Annotated in this window: 17 protein-coding genes and 1 tRNA gene; 2 read left to right on the top strand and 16 right to left on the bottom strand. The window is 63.1% G+C overall.

All coding sequences use genetic code 11. The features are described 5' to 3' along the window. Positions 1-2: 2 nt before the first annotated feature. A complete protein-coding gene (rnr, locus tag DBR47_RS01160; RefSeq protein WP_231512103.1) occupies positions 3-2273 on the bottom strand; it encodes a ribonuclease R in 2271 nt (756 codons plus the stop codon). On the opposite strand from rnr, the gene DBR47_RS24805 reads away from it, so the two are divergent. Together DBR47_RS24805 and DBR47_RS01155 are read left to right on the top strand one after the other, a co-directional pair. Next, a complete protein-coding gene (locus tag DBR47_RS24805) occupies positions 2178-2402 on the top strand; it encodes a hypothetical protein (RefSeq protein ID WP_231512068.1) in 225 nt (74 codons plus the stop codon). The two genes, rnr and DBR47_RS24805, sit on opposite strands and share 96 nt — an antisense overlap. Before the next feature lie 5 nt (positions 2403-2407). Next, a tRNA-Leu gene (locus DBR47_RS01155) sits at positions 2408-2492 on the top strand. Between the two features lie 284 nt (positions 2493-2776). On the opposite strand, the gene DBR47_RS01150 is transcribed toward DBR47_RS01155, so the two are convergent. The 15 genes from DBR47_RS01150 to pilW form a co-directional block, all read right to left on the bottom strand. Next, a complete protein-coding gene (locus tag DBR47_RS01150) occupies positions 2777-3298 on the bottom strand; it encodes a phosphoribosyltransferase (RefSeq protein ID WP_058720380.1) in 522 nt (173 codons plus the stop codon). Positions 3299-3352: 54 nt separating this feature from the next. Next, positions 3353-4696 (bottom strand): adenylosuccinate synthase, encoded by a 1344-nt coding sequence (locus tag DBR47_RS01145; protein ID WP_197046801.1) that lies wholly within the window; start codon positions 4694-4696, stop codon positions 3353-3355. A gap of 50 nt (positions 4697-4746) precedes the next feature. Next, entirely contained in the window at positions 4747-5910 is a 1164-nt protein-coding gene (locus DBR47_RS01140) for an ATP phosphoribosyltransferase regulatory subunit (protein WP_124446161.1), read from the bottom strand. A 162-nt stretch (positions 5911-6072) separates the two neighbouring features. Continuing rightward, on the bottom strand, positions 6073-6261 hold the full coding sequence (locus DBR47_RS01135; protein ID WP_124446160.1) for a DUF2065 domain-containing protein: 189 nt from the start codon (positions 6259-6261) through the stop codon (positions 6073-6075). Between the two features lie 35 nt (positions 6262-6296). Beyond that, positions 6297-7190 carry a protease modulator HflC gene (hflC, locus tag DBR47_RS01130; RefSeq protein WP_124446159.1) on the bottom strand — a complete coding sequence of 298 codons (894 nt, stop codon included), beginning with the start codon at positions 7188-7190 and terminating at the stop codon, positions 6297-6299. A 20-nt stretch (positions 7191-7210) separates the two neighbouring features. Then, complete coding sequence (hflK, locus tag DBR47_RS01125) at positions 7211-8437, bottom strand: FtsH protease activity modulator HflK (protein WP_231512101.1); 1227 nt, start codon at positions 8435-8437, stop codon at positions 7211-7213. Between the two features lie 119 nt (positions 8438-8556). Further along, a complete protein-coding gene (gene hflX / locus DBR47_RS01120) occupies positions 8557-9867 on the bottom strand; it encodes a GTPase HflX (protein WP_370454857.1) in 1311 nt (436 codons plus the stop codon). A gap of 161 nt (positions 9868-10028) precedes the next feature. Continuing rightward, positions 10029-10274: an RNA chaperone Hfq gene (hfq, locus tag DBR47_RS01115; RefSeq protein ID WP_058720384.1), complete on the bottom strand. Its 246-nt coding sequence runs from the start codon at positions 10272-10274 to the stop codon at positions 10029-10031. Between the two features lie 95 nt (positions 10275-10369). Beyond that, on the bottom strand, positions 10370-11707 hold the full coding sequence (der, locus tag DBR47_RS01110) for a ribosome biogenesis GTPase Der (protein WP_124446158.1): 1338 nt from the start codon (positions 11705-11707) through the stop codon (positions 10370-10372). A gap of 75 nt (positions 11708-11782) precedes the next feature. After that, positions 11783-12919: an outer membrane protein assembly factor BamB gene (gene bamB, locus DBR47_RS01105; RefSeq protein WP_231512067.1), complete on the bottom strand. Its 1137-nt coding sequence runs from the start codon at positions 12917-12919 to the stop codon at positions 11783-11785. Next, positions 12916-13596 (bottom strand): tetratricopeptide repeat protein, encoded by a 681-nt coding sequence (locus DBR47_RS01100; protein ID WP_124446157.1) that lies wholly within the window; start codon positions 13594-13596, stop codon positions 12916-12918. Before DBR47_RS01100 ends, bamB begins: the two co-directional genes overlap by 4 nt. 68 nt (positions 13597-13664) lie before the next feature. Beyond that, on the bottom strand, positions 13665-14966 hold the full coding sequence (hisS, locus tag DBR47_RS01095) for a histidine--tRNA ligase (protein ID WP_197046845.1): 1302 nt from the start codon (positions 14964-14966) through the stop codon (positions 13665-13667). 47 nt (positions 14967-15013) lie between these two features. Then, positions 15014-16318, bottom strand: a complete 1305-nt coding sequence (ispG, locus tag DBR47_RS01090; protein WP_124446155.1) for a flavodoxin-dependent (E)-4-hydroxy-3-methylbut-2-enyl-diphosphate synthase — start codon at positions 16316-16318, stop codon at positions 15014-15016. A gap of 10 nt (positions 16319-16328) precedes the next feature. Then, positions 16329-17342, bottom strand: coding sequence for a RodZ domain-containing protein (locus tag DBR47_RS01085; RefSeq protein ID WP_197046800.1), 1014 nt, complete (start codon positions 17340-17342; stop codon positions 16329-16331). A gap of 16 nt (positions 17343-17358) precedes the next feature. After that, complete coding sequence (gene pilW, locus DBR47_RS01080) at positions 17359-18210, bottom strand: type IV pilus biogenesis/stability protein PilW (RefSeq protein ID WP_124446153.1); 852 nt, start codon at positions 18208-18210, stop codon at positions 17359-17361. Positions 18211-18223: the final 13 nt, after the last annotated feature.

The raw sequence follows: 18223 nt of genomic DNA, 5'->3' as shown, positions 1-18223 counted from the left end.
CTTCAGCGCTTCTTGCCCGCGGCCGATTTGGACGCCGTCTTGCCCCGCGCGGCCTGCCGTGCCGCCTTGACCGGATGCGCCGCCGGTGCGGCCGATGCAGCACCCGCCGGCTTGGCGCCACGCCGAGCCGGCTTGCCCGACTTCTTGCCCGCACTCTTCTTCACCTCGCGGTCATTGCGGCGCACCTCCTCCAGAGCCTCGACGGCCGTCATCGCGGCGCGATTCGTCGGCGGCAACCCGGCCTTGTCCCGCTGGGCACGAGCGATCAGCTTGGCCTCTTCGCTGTCCTGCACCAGGCGGAAATCGATCTTGCGGGCATCCAGATCGACCCGGCTGACCTGCACCTGCACCTTGGCGCCGGTGGCATAGCGAATGCCGGTGCGCTCGCCGCGCAGCTCTTGGCGCACCTCGTCGAACTTGAAGTACTCGCCACCCAATTCGGTGATGTGAATCAAGCCTTCGACGAACAGCGCGTCGAGTTGCACAAACAGGCCGAAGCTGGTGACCGCACTGACGGTGCCGGCAAACTCCTCGCCCAGATGCTCGCGCATGTATCGGCACTTGAGCCAGGCCTCGACGTCACGCGAGGCTTCGTCGGCGCGGCGCTCGTTGGCGCTGCAGTGGGCACCGACGACCTCCCAGCGCTCCAGCTCGGTGCTGGCCTTGGCAGGGTCTATGGGTTGAGCGCGACCGGGTCGCTTGGCCGGCATGGGCACGGCCATCTTGCCGGCATCCAGGTGATAGCGCTTGTTGCTCAACAAGGCCTTGATCACACGGTGCACCAAGAGGTCTGGGTAACGCCGGATCGGGCTGGTGAAGTGGGTGTAAGCCTCGTAGGACAGGCCAAAATGCCCCGCGTTGGCGGAGGTGTAGACCGCCTGCTGCATGGAGCGCAAGAGCATGGCATGGATCTGCGTCGCGTCGACGCGCTCCTTGGTCGCCGCGGCGATGGCCTGGAACTCCTTGGGCTTGGGGTTGTCGCTGATCGCCAGGCCCAGACCCAGGGCGCGCAGATAGGCTTGCAAGGCCACGCGCTTCTCGGGTGTGGGCCCCTCGTGCACACGGAACAGCGAGCCATGTTTGGCGTCGGCAATGAAGTCGGCGGCGCAGACATTGGCGGCCAGCATGGCTTCCTCGATCAGCTTGTGCGCCTCGTTACGGGTGCGCGGGATAATCTTCTCAATGCGGCCATTGTCATCGCAGACGATTTGCGTCTCGGTGGTGTCGAAGTCGATGGCACCGCGGCGGCCGCGCTCGGCCAGCAAGGCGCGGTAAACCTCGTGCAGATGCAGCAGATGCGGCACCAGCTCGCGGCGCTTGGCGGCCTCGGGCCCATGGGTATTGCCCAAAATCGCCGCCACCTCGTTGTAGGTAAAGCGGGCGTGCGAACAGATCACCGCCGGATAGAACTGGTAGGCCTGCACCTCACCGGTCTCGCTCACCAACATATCGCAGACCATGGACAGTCGGTCTTCGTAGGGGTTCAGAGAACAAAGCCCGTTGGACAGCTTCTCCGGCAGCATCGGGATCACCCGGCGCGGGAAGTAGACCGAGGTTGCGCGCTCGTAAGCATCGGCATCCAGCGGGTCGCCGGGCTTGACGTAGTGGCTCACATCGGCAATCGCGACCAGCAAGCGCCAGCCATTGAAGGCGGTCTTGCCTCGGCCCTGCTTGTGCGGTTCGCAATAGACCGCATCGTCAAAATCGCGGGCATCTTCACCGTCGATGGTGACCAAGGCCACATCGCGCAGATCGATGCGCCCTTTCAAGTCCACCGCGCGCAGCTTCTCGGGCAGCTTGGCAGCCTGGGCCAGAGTCTCGGCACTGAAACGATGGGGCACATCGTATTTGCGCACCGCGATTTCGATCTCCATGCCGGGGTCATCGATCTCACCCAAGACCTCGACCACACGTCCCACGGGCTGCGAGTACAGCGAAGGCGGTTCGATCAATTCCACCGCGACGACTTGGCCGGCGGTCGCATTGGAGGTACCGTTCTTGGGGATCAAGATGTCTTGGCCCATGCGCTTGTCTTCCGGCGCGACCAACCAGATGCCGGACTCCAGCAGCAGGCGCCCGATGATGGGCTTTTTCTTGCGCTCCAGAATTTCCAGCACCCGTCCTTCGGGTCGGCCACGCTTGTCATAACGCGTGATTCGCACGCGCAAGCGGTCGCCGTGCATGACGGCATTCATCTCCTGCGGCGCCAGATAAATGTCTTGCGCGCCCGCATCGGGCAGCAGAAAACCGTGGCCGTCACGATGACCTTGCAGGGTGCCATCGACCTCGCTGAGCAGCGCAGGACCTGTTTGCGGCGACTCGCTTGCGTTCTTAAAGTTTTTGATGATAGAATCCTTCTCTTTCCTGAAACGTCAAAACAAATTCGAAAGAGCTTGTTTTGAACCTTGCCCAGGTGGCGGAATTGGTAGACGCACTAGTTTCAGGTACTAGCGGGTAACTCCGTGGAGGTTCGAGTCCTCTCCTGGGCACCAAATTTTTCAAAGGCCGATATCGAAAGATATCGGCCTTTGTCATTGCCGAATCGATTTTTCGTGCCTGCTTGTTCACTGACATGCAGGCATTTTGCTTTGTGGCCAGCGCGCCGCTGAGCAAATGCGAGCCCTGGTGAAAATATTTTTTTCTGGGCGGCGGGCGAGCGCAACAAATCGGCGGGCAAAAACAAAGCCGACGGCATTGGCATGCGGTCGGCTTGTGGCGATTCATTCGGCAAGTGCTTGCACTGGCATCAAGTCAGGCTGGCCTTTGCGCGTACGAATCAAACGACGAACTTCTTGGCCAGGGCGTCCGGCCGCATATCGTCGTATTCCTCGAAGGGCTGGTGGATCCAGGGGCTGGTGTCCAGCATCTCGACATAATAGTCCGGCGTGTAGCTGGAGACGCCCTTGGTCCAGATCACGGCCGAGCGCAGCTCGGAGATCGAGGGCATGCCGCGCAGACGCTCGACCACGGCCTTCAGAGTCACACCCGAATCGGCCAGATCGTCAACCAGCAGCACGCGGCCGGCCAACTCGCCCTTGGGCATGGTGATGTATTTGGCGATGTCCAGGCGGCCCTGGATGGTGCCGGCCTCGGCGCGATAAGAGCTGGTGGACATGATGCCCAGCGGCTTGTCAAAAACGCGCGACAGCACGTCGCCGGGTCGCATGCCACCACGCGCCAGGCAGAGAATCTGATCGAATTCCCAGCCCGAAGCATGAATCTTCAGCGCCAGGCGTTCAGTGAGCATGTGGTACTCGTCCCAAGACACGTACAAATGCTTGCCGTCGTCGGTCAACATAGTGAAGAACTCCTGTTTGGTATGAAAAAGCCAGCCGACCTTTGCCTCAGAGGCTCAGGCCTTGCTGCCCTGGTAGGGATGGCGCAGCACGATGGTGTGCTCGCGGTCGGGGCCGGTGGAGACCATGTCTATCGGCGCGCCGATGACTTCCTTGATGCGCTCCAGATAGCGACGTGCGTTCTCGGGCAGCTTGTCCCAGGCAGTCACGCCGAAGGTGGTCTCGGTCCAGCCGGGAAAGGTTTCGTAGATGGGCTGGCAGGCCGCGATCTCGTCGCCATCCAAAGGCAAGATGTCGAAGTGACGGCCATTCAGCTCGTAACCCACGCACATCTTGATCTCGGTCAGGCCGTCCAGCACGTCCAGCTTGGTGATGCACAGGCCGGTGATGCCGTTGATGATGACCGAACGCTTCAAAGCCGCGGCATCGAACCAGCCACAACGACGGGCGCGACCGGTGACGGTGCCCTTCTCCTGGCCCACGGTAGACAGGTGATAGCCCACCGTGCCTTCCTTTTCCCACTCCAGCTCGGTCGGGAAGGGGCCCGAACCCACGCGGGTCGTGTAGGCCTTGGTGATGCCCAGCATGTAGTGCAGCATTTGCGGGCCCACGCCAGCGCCGGCGGCGGCATTGCCGGCCACGCAGTTGCTGGAGGTCACGTAAGGATAGGTGCCGTGGTCGATGTCCAGCAGCGTGCCTTGCGCGCCCTCGAACAAGATATTGGCACCGGCCAAATGAGCCTTGTGAATCATGTAGCCGACGTCGGCCATCATGGGCTTGATCAACTCGGCCATCTTCATGGCTTGGTCGAAGATGGGCTGGAACTCCAGCGCCTTGGAATTCAGATAACCCGACAGTGCGAAGTTGTGCAGATCCAGCAACTCGCGCAGCTTCTTGGCGAAACGCTCGGGGTGCTTCAGGTCCTGCACGCGCAGGGCACGGCGCGCCACCTTGTCTTCGTAGGCGGGGCCGATGCCCTTGCCGGTGGTGCCGATCTTGCCGCTGCCGCTGCTTTCACGCAGGGCTTCACGCGCCTTGTCCACTTCCACATGGAAGGGCAGGATCAGCGGGCAGGACTCGCTGATGAAAAGGCGCGAACGCACTTCCACACCGGCTTTTTCCAGGCGCTCGATCTCGCTCAACAGATGGGTCGGATCGACCACCACGCCGTTGCCGATATAGCAGGCCACGCCGTCGCGCATGATGCCCGAGGGAATCAGCTGCAAAGCCGTCTTCACGCCCTTGATCACCAAGGTGTGACCGGCGTTGTGGCCGCCCTGGAAGCGCACCACGCCTTGGGCGTGATCGGTCATCCAGTCCACGACCTTGCCCTTGCCTTCGTCACCCCACTGGGTACCAACCACCACCACATTGCGGCCGCGGGAGATTTCGCTATTCATCTTGCTCATTCCGATGATCAAAAAAATGGGTCAGGGCAGCCGGCGCGCTTTCACAGCGCGCGCAGCACCCACTCTTGGCCGACACGCAGCAATTCGCGGTCGCACTCAAATTCGTCGCCTTCATGCTCGTGGCCAGGCAACACACACACCACCGTCTCGCCTGCTTCACGCAGGGCGCGCACGGCCGCGCGCTGGGCGGCATCACCACCCCAGGGCGCACGCACGGCGGCGCGCAAACCCTTGTCGGGCGTCAGGGCCACCAAGGTCTTCAGATCCAGGCTGAAGCCCACGGCGGGGCGGCGCCGGCCAAACACGGCGCCCACCTCGTCATAACGGCCACCGCGTAGGATGGCATCGCTGGAACCGGCCGCATACAGGGCAAAACGCGCACCGCTGTAATAGGCATAGCCCACCAGGTCCGCCAGATCAAAGCTCAGACTTACCTCCGGGTGAGTCTGCTGCAGATGCTCGGCCAGCCATTGCAAATCATTCAGAGCCGCATGGATGGCAGGATGGGCCGGCAATTGGGCCCGCGCCTGCGCCAGCACCTCGACACCGCCATACAGGGTCAGCAAGGTCTGCAGGCCGCTCAAAACCTCGGCCGGCAGGACCGAGCCCATGGCCTGCAAGGCCACCGGATCCTTGGTCGCCAGGGCCGCGATGACCGCCTCCAATTCAGCGGGGCTCAAGGCCACATCACCCAGCACACCGCGCACCAGACGGGCATCGCCCAGATCCAGGGTCGGGTTTTTCAGGCCGGCGCGGCGCACCACTTCCAAGGCCATCTCCTGCACCTCGAGGTCGGCTTCCAGGCCTGCATGGCCATAGATTTCGGCGCCGAACTGCAAGGGCTCACGGGTGGCATGCAGACCCGAAGGACGGGTATGCACAACCGGGCCGCAGTAGCACAGGCGGGTCACGCCGGCACGGTTCAAGAGGTGAGCGTCGATGCGCGCGACCTGCGGCGTCGTATCCGCACGCAGACCAAGAGAGCGGCCGGAGAGTTGATCGACCAGTTTGAAGGTCTTCAAATCCAGCTCGTGGCCGGCACCGGAGAGCAAGGACTCCAGATGCTCCAACAGCGGAGGCATGACCAACTCGCAACCATAGGTGCGCGCCATATCCAGCAACTCACGGCGCATCTCTTCGATGCGGCGCGCTTGGGAGGGCAGTACGTCAGCGAGATGCTCGGGCAGCAACCAAGCAGAGGCCATGAGAATTTTCGCAAGCGGTTAAAAACGGCATTGTACCGGGCCGCGATCAAAAACCCGATGGCCACAGCAGATCGTGGCGTCGCGCGGGCAAGACTTGGCCCTCAAGAGGCGCTTGACAGAGCCTCAATTCGCGCCTCAGCGAGGCATCAAGCCAAGGTCAATTCAAAGCGCGAAGAGCAAAAGCAGGCTGCCGGCCAGAATGCTGGACAGACCCACGAAGCGGATCTGTCCATCCGTCATGGCCAGCATGCGAGCAAAGACCTGGCGCCACAGCGTCGGGTTGATCAAGGGCAGCAAGCCCTCGATCACCAGCATCAAGGCCAGGGCCGCGAAGATCTGATCAGACGACACGGCCCCTCCCCTTGGCTTCGCTCATGCGCAAGACCTTATTTGCGCGCTGGGGCAGCGGGCGCGGCGCTATTGCCACGCATGGCCTTGAAGAACTCGCTGTTGGGGTCCAGCACCATCACATCCGACTTGTTGCGGAAGGTGGAACGATAGGCTTCCAGCGAGCGATAGAACTGCGCGAATTGCGGGTCACGACCGAAGGACTCGGCGTAGATGGCGGACGCCTTGGCATCACCCTCACCCTTGATCTTCTGCGCATCGCGATAGGCTTCGGCCACGATCACTTCGCGCTGACGATCGGCATCGGCGCGAATCTTTTCGCCTTCGGCGCCGCCGGTGGAGCGGGCTTCATTGGCCACGCGCAAACGCTCGGACTTCATGCGATTGTAGACCGAGTCGGTGATATTGGCGGCGAAGTCCACCCGCTTGATGCGCACGTCCAGGATTTCGATACCGAACTGCTTGGCCTCGTCGACCAGACGAGCACGCACATCGTTCATCACCTTCTCACGCTCGGTAGCCAGCACGGCCAAGACGGTGCGCTTGGTGACTTCTTCGTTGAAGGCGGCCTGCACCACCGGGCTCAGTCGATTTTCAACGTTACGCATATTGGCGCCGTTATTGCGGATGAACTGGCGAGGCTCGGCCACACGCCATTTCACCAGCCAGTCGATGACCAGGGTCTTCTTCTCGGCGGTAAAGATGGGGCGCGACTCGGGGCTGTCCAGGGTCTGCACACGGCGGTCCAGGAAGACCACGTTTTGCAGCGGCGGCGGCATCTTGAACTTGAGACCGGGCTCGGTCACAACTTCCTTGATCTCACCCAAAGAGTAGACAACGGCGAACTGGCGTTGATCCAGGATGAACAGCGTAGAGCTGGCCACCATGAATGCAATAAGGACGCCAACGGCAATGGCAGCAAGACGATTCATTGAAATTTCTCCCGGATTCTTCAGCGTCCGTCGCGGCTGCGCAGGCCGTCGCGGGAGCGAATGTCGTTACTACCGGTGCTGGGCGCCGGGCTTTCCGGCTGCACCGGTGTGGGCTGGGTCGCGGTCACGGTGACATTGCCCGCACCGGTCTGCTGAATCAGCTTGTCCAAGGGCAAATACAGCAGATTGGAGCCGCTGCGGCTGTCCACCATCACCTTGCTGACATTGGAGTAAACCTGCTGCATGGTGTCGATATAGAGGCGATCACGCGTGACCGCGGGCGCCTTCTGATACTCGGCCAAGACGCTCTTGAAGCGCTGCGCATCACCCTCGGCTTGCGAGACCACGCGGGACTTGTAGCCCTCGGCTTCCTCGATCAAACGGGCCGAAGTACCTTGGGCCTTGGGGATCACATCATTGGCGTAAGCCTGGCCTTCGTTCTTCAGGCGCTCACGGTCGGCGCCGGCCTTGAAGGCATCGTCAAACGCGGCCTGCACCTGCTCGGGCGGCGCCACGTTCTGCACATTGACGCTATTGACCAGGATGCCGGTCTTCAGTCTGTCCAACTGGGCCTGCACCGACTTAGCCAAATCCACCGCGATGGCATCACGCTGTTCATACAAGACCGAGTCCATCTTGCTCTTACCCACGATCTCGCGCACGGCAGACTCCGCCGCCAACACCACGGCTTCGTTGGGATTGCGATTCTCGAACAGATAGTCGCGGGCATTCTTAAGCGTGTATTGCACGGTGAAGCGGATGTCGACGATGTTCTCATCCTGCGTCAGCATGGAGGAGTCACGCAGGCCGGAGGCCGGCACCACGACGGCACGACCCACTTCCACCTGCTGCAGCTGGGTCACCGAAACGACCTCAACCGCCTGAAAGGGATAAGGCAGGCGCCATTGGAAACCGGCTTCAACCGTGCGGCTGTACTTGCCGAAGGAGGTCACCACGCCCTGCTCGCCTTCTTGCACGATGAAGAAGCCGCTGCCCAGCCAACCCAGCAAGACCACGCCACCGATCAGCGCAGCGCCGATGCCGGCGCTCTTCATATCGGGCTGGAAGTTGTTGCCGCCGCTGTTGGGGCCGCCTTGGTTGGGGCCGCCGTTGTCATTGCCGCCGCCCTTGCCGCCAAACATGCCGGAGAGCTTGCGATTGAAATCACGCCACAGCTCATCCAGATCGGGCGGGCCATCGTTGCGGCCATTGTTCAGCAAACGACCGGCACGCCAGCCACTGGGCATCAGCTTGAACAGCGCGCCCGCGGCCAAGGCTTGCGCGGCGGCCGCCACTGACTTCATCTGCCCGCCAACGGGGCTTTTCATCGGCCGCTCGCGGCTCACGGGCTCAAAGGTATTCATGCTCATGCCTGTGTTTTCGGTAAATCGGCGGCCTCGCCAGGCGAGACAGCACCGGGGTTTTCTTCGGTTTCGAAGTCCCCCCCTTCAACTGGGGGGGCCTCCTGGATTTTCAAGCCACGCGGATCGTTGGCAAGGGGATTGATGTCGCCAGGCGCACGTTGCATAGCCACGACGATCTGTTCACGCAGCAAATCCAGGCCGCTGCCGTCCAAGGAACTGACAAAGACGCGCGGCACCCGCAAGCCACCGCCACCGCCCTGGCCTGGGCGCTCCAGCCAGTCCATGGGCTCGCGCGGACGCTGGTCCTCTTCGAGCAAGTCTTGCTTGTTGTAGACCAGGATTTGCGGAATGTCGGCGGCGCCGATTTCCTCCAGCACCCGCTCCACTTCCAGCATCTGCTCATCCAGCACCGGTGAGGCGGCATCCACCACATGCAGCAGCAGATCGGCATCGGCCGCCTCTTGCAGCGTGGCGCGGAAGGCTTCGACCAGCTTGTGCGGCAGATCGCGGATAAAGCCCACCGTGTCCGACAGCGACACGCTGGCGCCGGCCTGCTCCAGATAGAGCGAGCGGGTCGTGGTGTCCAGCGTGGCAAAGAGTTGATCGGCCGCGTAGCTCCGGGCCTTGACCAAGGCATTGAAGAGCGTGGACTTGCCCGCATTGGTATAGCCCACCAAGGACACGCGAAACACGCCGTTGCGGCTGCGCGCACGCTGCTGGGTGCTGCGCTGGCGCTGCACTTTCTTCAGCTTGTCTTTGATGGTCTTGATGCGATCGTCGATCATGCGGCGATCCAGCTCGATCTGCGCCTCACCTGGGCCGCCACGCATGCCGATGCCGCCGCTTTGGCGCTCCAAATGGCTCCAGCGTCGCACCAGGCGGGTGGCCAGGTATTGCAGCCTGGCCAGCTCGACCTGCAGCTTGCCTTCATGGCTTTGGGCGCGCGCGGCAAAGATCTCAAGGATCAGGGCCGTGCGATCGGCCACCGGCACGCCCAGCACTCGCTCCAGATTGCGCTGCTGCGCGGGCGAGATCGCCTGATCGAAAAGCACGGTGTGCGCCTGGTGGGCCTGCACCAGCAGCTTGATTTCATCGGCCTTGCCCGAACCGACAAACAAAGCGGCATCGGGAGCCTGGCGGCGTGCGATGACGCGAGCCACCGGCGTGTCGCCGGCCGATTCGGCCAACAAAGCCAGCTCGTCCAGCGTGGGGTCAAAACTGCCCACCGACTTGTTGCTGCGGCCGAAATCAACGCCGACGAGAATGGCGCGCGCCGCCTCAGAGGGCGGCGTCGCGGAAGAGAGATGAGAGATAGGGGAAGAACTCAAGGTGTAGCAAATGATGGGCTGGTTGGGTTGAAATCAAGTACTTTGATTCAACCCGGCATTCAAGAGCCCCCGAACCTTTCTTCCGATCAGCCTGTTGAGCGCTGCCTTGGAAAAGCCCGGGTGGCACACATCGCCCGCAATGCCTATCAGGCTGCGTCGTCCGCAGCGTCAGCCGTATGGAAGTTCACGGCACGACCCGGCACGACCGTCGAGATGGCGTGCTTGTAAACCATCTGAGTGACGGTATTGCGCAACAACACAACGTACTGATCGAAGGATTCGATATGGCCTTGCAACTTGATGCCGTTGACCAAGTAGATGGAGACCGGAACATGCTCTTTGCGCAGCAGGTTCAGGAAGGGGTCTTGCAGGAGTTGGCCTTTATTGCTCACGATATGCTCCGTGTTGTGAGAGGGATTGAGAGGGATACGGGATCCACCTTAACACAGGGTCGCAGGGCGTGCGGCCCTGTGATGAGGAGTTAGAGTCAGTCCTTGTCGTCGAAAGGATTCTTCGAGGAGCGCATCTCGATACGCATGGGCGTGCCGACCAGTTTGTAGTGGGCGCGGATGCGGCCCTCCAGATAGCGCTTGTAGACCTCGGTCACACCTTCCAGCGAATTGCCGTGCACGATCACCAGCGGTGGGTTCATGCCGCCCTGGTGGGCGTAACGCAGCTTGGGGCGGAAGTGTCCGCTGCGTTTGGGCGTTTGGTGCTCGACCGCTTCCTGGATCAGGCGGGTCAGCACCGGCGTGGTCATCTTCTTGTAGGCCGATGAGTAAGCATCCGCCAGCGCGCCCCACAAGGGCCCCAGACCTTGACGCTTCAGGGCCGAGATATTGTGGATGGGCGCAAACTTCATGAAGGCCAGACGCTGCTCGATGGAGCGCTGCAGCTGCTCACGCTGATAGCTGTCGATGGCATCCCATTTATTGACGGCCAGCACCACAGCGCGACCGCTTTCCAGGATGTAACCCGCAATATGCGCGTCTTGGTCGGACACGCCCTGGGTTGCATCCAGCAAGAGCAGCACGACATTGGCATCGGCAATCGCCTGCAAGGTCTTGACCACCGAGAACTTCTCGATGGCCTCAAAGACCTTGCCCTTGCGGCGCAGACCCGCCGTGTCGATCAGCTGGAACTTCTGGCCATTGCGCTCGAAATCCACCGAGATCGCATCGCGCGTGGTGCCGGGCATGTCGAAGGCCACCAGGCGCTCTTCACCCAGCCAGGTGTTGATCAGCGTGCTCTTGCCCACATTGGGGCGGCCGGCCACGGCCAGCCGGATCACGCCATCGGGCGCACCATCGGCAATCTCGTCGCCCTCTTCAAACTCGAAGGGCTCCAGCACCGCGTCCAGCAGGCTTCGAATGCCTTGGCCGTGTGCGGCCGAGATGGGATGAGGCTCGCCCATGCCCAACTCGTGGAACTCGGCCAGCAAGGGCGACTCGGTCATGCCCTCGGCCTTGTTGACGGCCACGAAGACGCGCTTGTTCGCCTGACGCAGATAGCGGGCGATGTCGGAGTCATGGGCGGACAAACCCAGACGCACATCGACCACAAAAATCACCGCATCCGCCTCGGCCACGGCCTGACGCGTCTGCTTGGCCATCTCCTTGACGATGCCTGTGGTGCTGTCAGGCTCAAAGCCACCGGTATCGATAACGATGAACTCGCGGTTGCCCAGACGGCCGTCGCCGTAGTGGCGGTCGCGGGTCAGACCCGCGAAGTCGGCCACGATGGCGTCCCGGCTCTTGGTCATCCGGTTGAACAGGGTGGACTTGCCCACATTGGGACGTCCGACAAGGGCGATGACTGGTTTCATATTGTTGTTCTTCTCGTAAAGCAAAAAAGGTACTGCAAGGACAAGGCCGGCGGAGGAGTTCCGGCCCGGCCCTCTTTACTCGGGTCGCAGGGCAAACAAGCCGCCCTTGCGTGTGGCCACCAGCACCGTGGTGCCCAGGGCCACCGGTGCGGCCGCTATGGCCGAACCGTCGGTGCTCAAACGCAGCTGGGTCTTGCCCGTGTCGCGATTGAGGAAATGCACATAGCCTTCAAAGTCGCCCACCAGGACGGTGGCACCCTGAACCAGGGGGGCGCTGAGGCGGCGGTTCTGGAACTGCTCGGCCGTCCAATTGACTTCACCGTTAGCGGCATTCCAGGCAGTCAAGCGATCGGAGGCGTCGCCGCCGACGACGATTTTCGCATCTCCGCCCACGCCGTTGATGCCGCCCACATTGCGGCTCCATTGAGCCACGCCGCGGTCGGCGTTCACGCAGCCCACAGCGGACTGGAAGGCGCGCGCGCACAGCAGCTCGCCGCTGCGCAACATGGGGCCGACCAGATCGGCCAGGCGCTCCACCTCATTGGTACCGCGCGGATTGGCCACACTGGCTTCCCAGCGCACGGTGCCCTTGAGAGGATCAACACCGGTCAGGCGCGGGCCTTGGCCAACGATGAGGGTGTCTTTATAGGCGCCGATGACGCCGGCCTGCGCCAGGGTCAGGGCGTCGCCGGGGCGACGCATTTCCCACAGCTTGTGACCGTCCAGCGCGTCAAAGGCCAGGACCTGACGGTCGACCGTCAAAACAAACACCCGCTCACCCGCCACCAGGGGCGCAGCGATCACGGGCGTGGACAAGGTCTTGCGCCAGACGGTCTTGCCGGCATCCAAGACCACCAACTCGCTATTACGGGTGACGACGGCGGCAAAGCGGCCATCGCTGCCCACGCCGGCGGCAAGCTTCTGGCCCACATCGGCGCGCCACTGCGGCTTGCCGTTAGTGGCCAGCAGAGAGGTGACCACACCATCGCTGCCCGCCACCACAAACTGCTCACCTACGGCGGCGATGGACAGGGGGAATTGCACGCTATCGAGGCGCGACTCCCACACCACCCGGCCAGCGATGGCGGGCGTCAGCTGCTCCAGCGCGGCGGGCTTGGTGGCCGAGTTTGAGCCGAACAGCGAGCAGGCCGACAGCATCAAGCTGCCCGCCAGCACTAGGGCGCCGGTCAGGACCGAAGAGCGGGCCCTCACTTGGCAGCTCCCTTGCTTGCTGATGCGGCTTCATCGGGCTGGGCCACACCCAGGGTGGCCAGCTTGGCTTCGATCAGTTGGCGATAGTTCTGCGTCTTGTCCATGGCGGCATGGGCTTTTTGGTACTCGGCGCGGGCCAGGTCCGGCTTGCCTTGCAGCTTGAACAGATCGCCACGGCGGTCGGCTTGCAGAGCGGCAAAGTCGCTGGACTTGATGGCGTCCAAGGTCTTGGCGGCTTCATCAAACTTCTTGGCATCCATCTGCAGGCCGGCCAGGCGCAGGCGGGCGATGTCGCGGTACTCGGACTCATTGCCCTTCTCGGCCACCCAGGCGAGGCTGGCTTGGGCCGCATCGAGCTGCCCCTTGTCGAACTGCGCCTTGGCGGCTTGCAAAGCACCTTGGGCGGCGTAGCTGGTGCCGGGGAAGCGCTCCTTCAGGTCGGCGAAGACCCGGCCCGCCTTGTCGGCATCGCTTTGCTGCACCGCGCGGTCCAGCTCGTCATACATGGCCGCGGCCTTGATGGACTGGTCGCGTTGCCACCAGTTCCAGCCCGTCCAGGCCGCGTAGCTGGCCAGCACCAGGGTCAGCACCCAGGTAATCAGATTGCCCCAGCGCTTCCAAAAAGCCTTCAGCTGGTCTAACTGTTCTTGTTCTTCGAGATCGAGATGCGACGCCATGGATGACAGATTCTTTGGATTAGCGAAATGAATGGAGCGCCGGGCTGGGATCAACCCGGCGCCCGCGATTATGCGTTGAGCAGCTCGGCCGCCCAATCCGAAACATGGGCCAGGTCACGGGTGAACTGCTCCGTGCTCGCCTCAGGGCTGGCACGCAAGGGCTTGACGGCCACCAAGCCCTGGTCCAGCTCGTCCTCGCCGAAGATCAGCGCAAAGGCCGCGCCGCTGGCATCGGCCTTCTTGAACTGCGACTTCATGCTGCTTTGACCTGGGTGCAAGACAACCGTCACACCGGCGGCGCGCAGGCCTTCCAGGGCCACCATCACCTGGGGCAAGCCCTGGGCGGAGGGCACGATGGCATAGGCATGCGGCGTGGGCGCGGCGGGCAGCAGGCTCACCTCCTCCAGCAGCAGCAACATGCGCTCAATCCCCATGCCGAAGCCAACCGCCGGTGCGGCCTTGCCGCCCAGCTGCTCGATCAGACCGTCGTAGCGGCCGCCGCCGCAGACCGTGCCTTGCGAGCCCAGTTTGTCGGTGACCCACTCGAACACGGTCAGGTTGTAATAGTCCAGGCCGCGCACCAGGCGGGGGTTGATGCGGTAGGCCACACCAGCCGCATCCAGAATCGCCCGCACGCCCATGAAGTGGGCCAGCGAGGCCTCACCCAAGAAGTCCAGCAACTTGGGGGCGCCATTGGCCATGGCTTGCAGGGCCGGGTTCTTGGTGTCCAGCACGCGCAAGGGGTTGGTGTAGAGGCGGCGCTGGCTGTCTTCGTCCAGCGAGTCCTTGTGCTGTTCCAGATAGGCGATCAAGGCCTCGCGGTGGGCGCGGCGTTCGGCCACTTCACCCAGGCAGTTCAGCTCCAGGCTGACATGCTCGCCATCGATCAGGCCCAGTTCGCGCAGCAGGCGCGAGCCCATCAAAATCACCTCGGCATCGATGTCCGGGCCGGCAAAGCCCAGGGCTTCCACGCCCATCTGGTGGAACTGGCGGTAACGGCCCTTTTGCGGCTTCTCGCGCCGGAACATGGGGCCGAAGTAATAGAGGCGGCGGCCCGAGTCGCGCAAGAACGAGTGCTCGATCATGGCCCGCACCACGCCCGCGGTCATCTCGGGGCGCAGGGCCAGATGCTCGGCCTGGCCGTGCTTGTCGGCCCGGTCCTCGAAGGCGTACATCTCCTTCTCAACAATGTCGGTCACCTCGCCGATGCCGCGCACAAACAAGGCGGTGGGCTCGACGATGGGAGTACGCACATTGGCATAGCCATAGCGCTGCAGCACGCTGCGCATCTTGGCTTCCAGCCATTCCCAGCTCGCCGAGTCCGGCGGCAGGATGTCGTTCATGCCCTTGACTGCTTGGAGTTGGGGCAACTTCTTTTGCTGTGTTTGAACTTCGGTCATCAATGGAGTCTTCGCAATCAGGCGGTCAATGCGGCAGCGCCAAAGCGCTTCTCGATATAGCTTTCCACCAGGGCGTGGAACTCATTGGCGATGTTGTCACCGCGCAGGGTCAGGGCCTTCTCACCGTCGATGAACACGGGCGCGGCCGGCGCTTCGCCATTGCCGGGCAGGCTGATGCCGATGTCGGCATGCTTGCTTTCGCCGGGGCCGTTGACGATGCAACCCATCACCGCCACCTTGAGGTTCTCAACGCCAGGATACTTGGCGCGCCAGACCGGCATCTGCGCCCGCAGATAGTCGTCGATCTGCTTGGCCAGCTCCTGGAAGGTGGTGCTGGTGGTGCGGCCGCAGCCCGGGCAAGCCGTCACGCTGGGGTTGAAGGCACGCAGACCCAGGGACTGCAGAATCTCCAGCGCCACCACCACTTCTTGGGTGCGGGCCTCGCCCGGCTGAGGCGTCAGCGAGACGCGAATGGTGTCGCCAATGCCTTCTTGCAGCAAGATGGACAGGGCTGTTGCCGAGGCCACCGTGCCCTTTGTGCCCATGCCGGCCTCGGTCAGGCCCAGGTGCAGGGCGTAGTCGCAGCGCAGGGCCAAGGCACGGTAGACCGAGATCAGGTCCTGCACGCCGCTGACCTTGCAGCTGATGATGATGTTGTTGGGGTTGAGCCCCAGCTCGGCGGCATAGCTGGCCGAGGTCAGCGCCGACTGGATCAGCGCCTGGTACATGACCTGTTGCGCATCCCAGGGCTCGGCCCGGGCGGCGTTCTCGTCCATCAGCTCGGCCAGCAACTCGGCGTCCAGGCTGCCCCAGTTAACGCCGATGCGCACGACCTTGTCGTACTTCATCGCCGCCTCGACCATCATGGCGAACTGACGGTCCTTTTTGTCACCCTTGCCCACATTGCCGGGGTTGATGCGGTATTTGGACAGGGCCTGCGCCATGGCCGGGAACTCGGTCAGCAGGCGATGGCCGTTGTAGTGAAAGTCACCGACCAGGGGCACGTCGATGCCCATGCGGTCCAACTGCTCGCGGATATGCGGCACGGCCTCCGCGGCCTCGGGCGTGTTGACGGTGATGCGCACCAGCTCGGAGCCGGCAATCGCTAGCTCCTTGACCTGGATGGCCGTGCCAATGACGTCCACCGTGTCGGTATTGGTCATGGACTGCACGCGCACCGGAGCGCCGCCACCGATGGTGACGAGGCGCGAGCCCCAGCGCACCTGGGCCTGACGCGACTGGCGCTGTGCGGGCTTGGCAGCAGCGACGGCAGCCAGGGCTTGGGCCACGCTGGTTTGGGTATCGATCACTTGTTCGCTCATCGGTTCGTCTTCAATTCAATTCGATGCGAGCCACGTTGTCACGGGACAAGGCCTTGAGGTCGACCACAGCGCCACGCAGGCTCAGCTCGGTGCCGGCCACATTGCCGACGCGTATCTTCAGCGGCGGCAGACCTTGCAGATTCTGCTCATCACCGGGGCGCAGCAGCTTGGACAGCAAGACCTGACCCTTGGCGTCCACCACCTCAACCCAGGACTCGTCCGTGATCTTGACGCGCAGCTGGGCCTGGCCTTCGATCTTGGCAGGGACCGGCGAGCTGGCGCCGGCCGAGGGCAACTTGGCCGCAGCGGCCGAAGCCTGAGGCGCGGGCGTTGCGGCGGCACTGGTCGCCGAGGGCACCAAGGGGCCCAGGTTTGCATTCACGGCCATGGCCTGAGCCGAGGCCGGCAAGGCCTCGGGCACAGCGGCCAAGGCACCCGAAGCAGCAATGGCAGCGGAGGCAGCACTAACTTCGGGGGCGGGCGCCAACACGACCGGGGTGTTTTCGGTTGCCGTCGATTGGGCCGTCAGCTTTTGCAACAGATCGGCGGGCAGCAGGAACAAGGCGCCCGCCGCCACCAACAAGGCCAGCACGCCCAGGGCCACCGGGCTGCTCAACCAGGCCAGGCTGAAGCCCTCGCCCAATCCACCGCGGTCGCGGTAGGGCTGGTTCAGGCCACGCGACACATTCAGTTCGGGGTCCTTGCCCGCAGGCAGCAGGCGCAGCACCGCCTCGGCATCGAGCTTGAGCGCCCGGCACAGGGTCTTGGCCAGAGCGCGGGCAAAAGTCATGTCGGGCAGCTCTTGCCAACGGTCGGCCTCCAAGGCCTCCAACTTGGCCTGCGGCACTTTGAGCATGACAGCCAGGGCAGCAATGTGCAGGCCTTTCTTCTGCCGGGCTTCGCGCAGCAAGGCGCCGGCCGATGTGGCGGCAGCGCTGGCCTGCGGCTTGCCCTCGCCGGCCGTTGCGCCCGCGGACAAGGCTTCCGCTGCGGGCGCGTTCGGCTCGCTCAAACTCGTGCTCATGCGTTCTTTTCCCTCATCACTCATCGAATCGCCCACCATCCAGGGCTTGCAGTTCTGGCGACTGCGGGTGGCGGCGGCGCAAGAGCTGGCTCAGTTCATCGACGCCCGCACTATTGCCCAATCGCCGCTCTATTCTCAGCGCCAGCCAGAGGCTTTGCGCATTGCTTTGTTCGGTCTGCGCATTGACGCGCCGGATGTAGAAGCGAGCCCGCTCGTACTGCTGGCTGCGGTAGAGCACATCCGCGAAGTTATAAGCCACCACCGGGCTGGCCGGATCGAATTCAAAGGCCTTTTGCAGGGCTTGCTCGGCCTCAGTCATGCGCCCCACGCTGGCCGCACAAACGCCCTTGGCCAACCAGGTGCGCGCGGGCGCACGATAGTTGCTCTGCGCCAGCGCCAGGTCAAACTGGGTTTGCGCCGCGGGCCAGCGCTTTTGCTGGCACAAAAACCAGCCGTAGTTATGCAAGGTATCCGGGTCTTGCGGGTAGAGCTGCAAGGCTTGGCGGAAGTTCTCGTCCGCCAGCTGAGACTCGCCCATGGCCGCGTAAATCAGGCCCCGCATATTGATGGCCTCACGCATATTCGGCTTGACTGCCAACACCTGCTTGATCTCATCCAGCGCCGTCTTGTACTGCCCGCGAGCAAAATAAGCCCCCGCCAACTCCAGACGCGGCGCAGCGCGGCGATCCGCATCGGTCGAATCGAAGTCGGTGCGCGGAGCGCCCTGCTGATCGCGCACCGCCGGTGCGGCACAGGCCGTCAGACCCAGGAGCACCGCCACCCACACAGGCCACCACAAACGGGCCATCAAGCCAACAGGCCGGGCCTGAACGGAGGAATGGGGGGCGACGGGCAGCATTTGAGTCATGGGCTGTTTGCTC

Origin of the sequence: Paucibacter sp. KBW04 (genome assembly GCF_003852425.1) — a bacterium.
GTDB lineage: Bacteria > Pseudomonadota > Gammaproteobacteria > Burkholderiales > Burkholderiaceae_C > Paucibacter_A.
The sequence above is the reverse complement of the archived record's forward strand: the minus strand, read 5'-3'. Positions and strand labels throughout refer to the sequence as shown.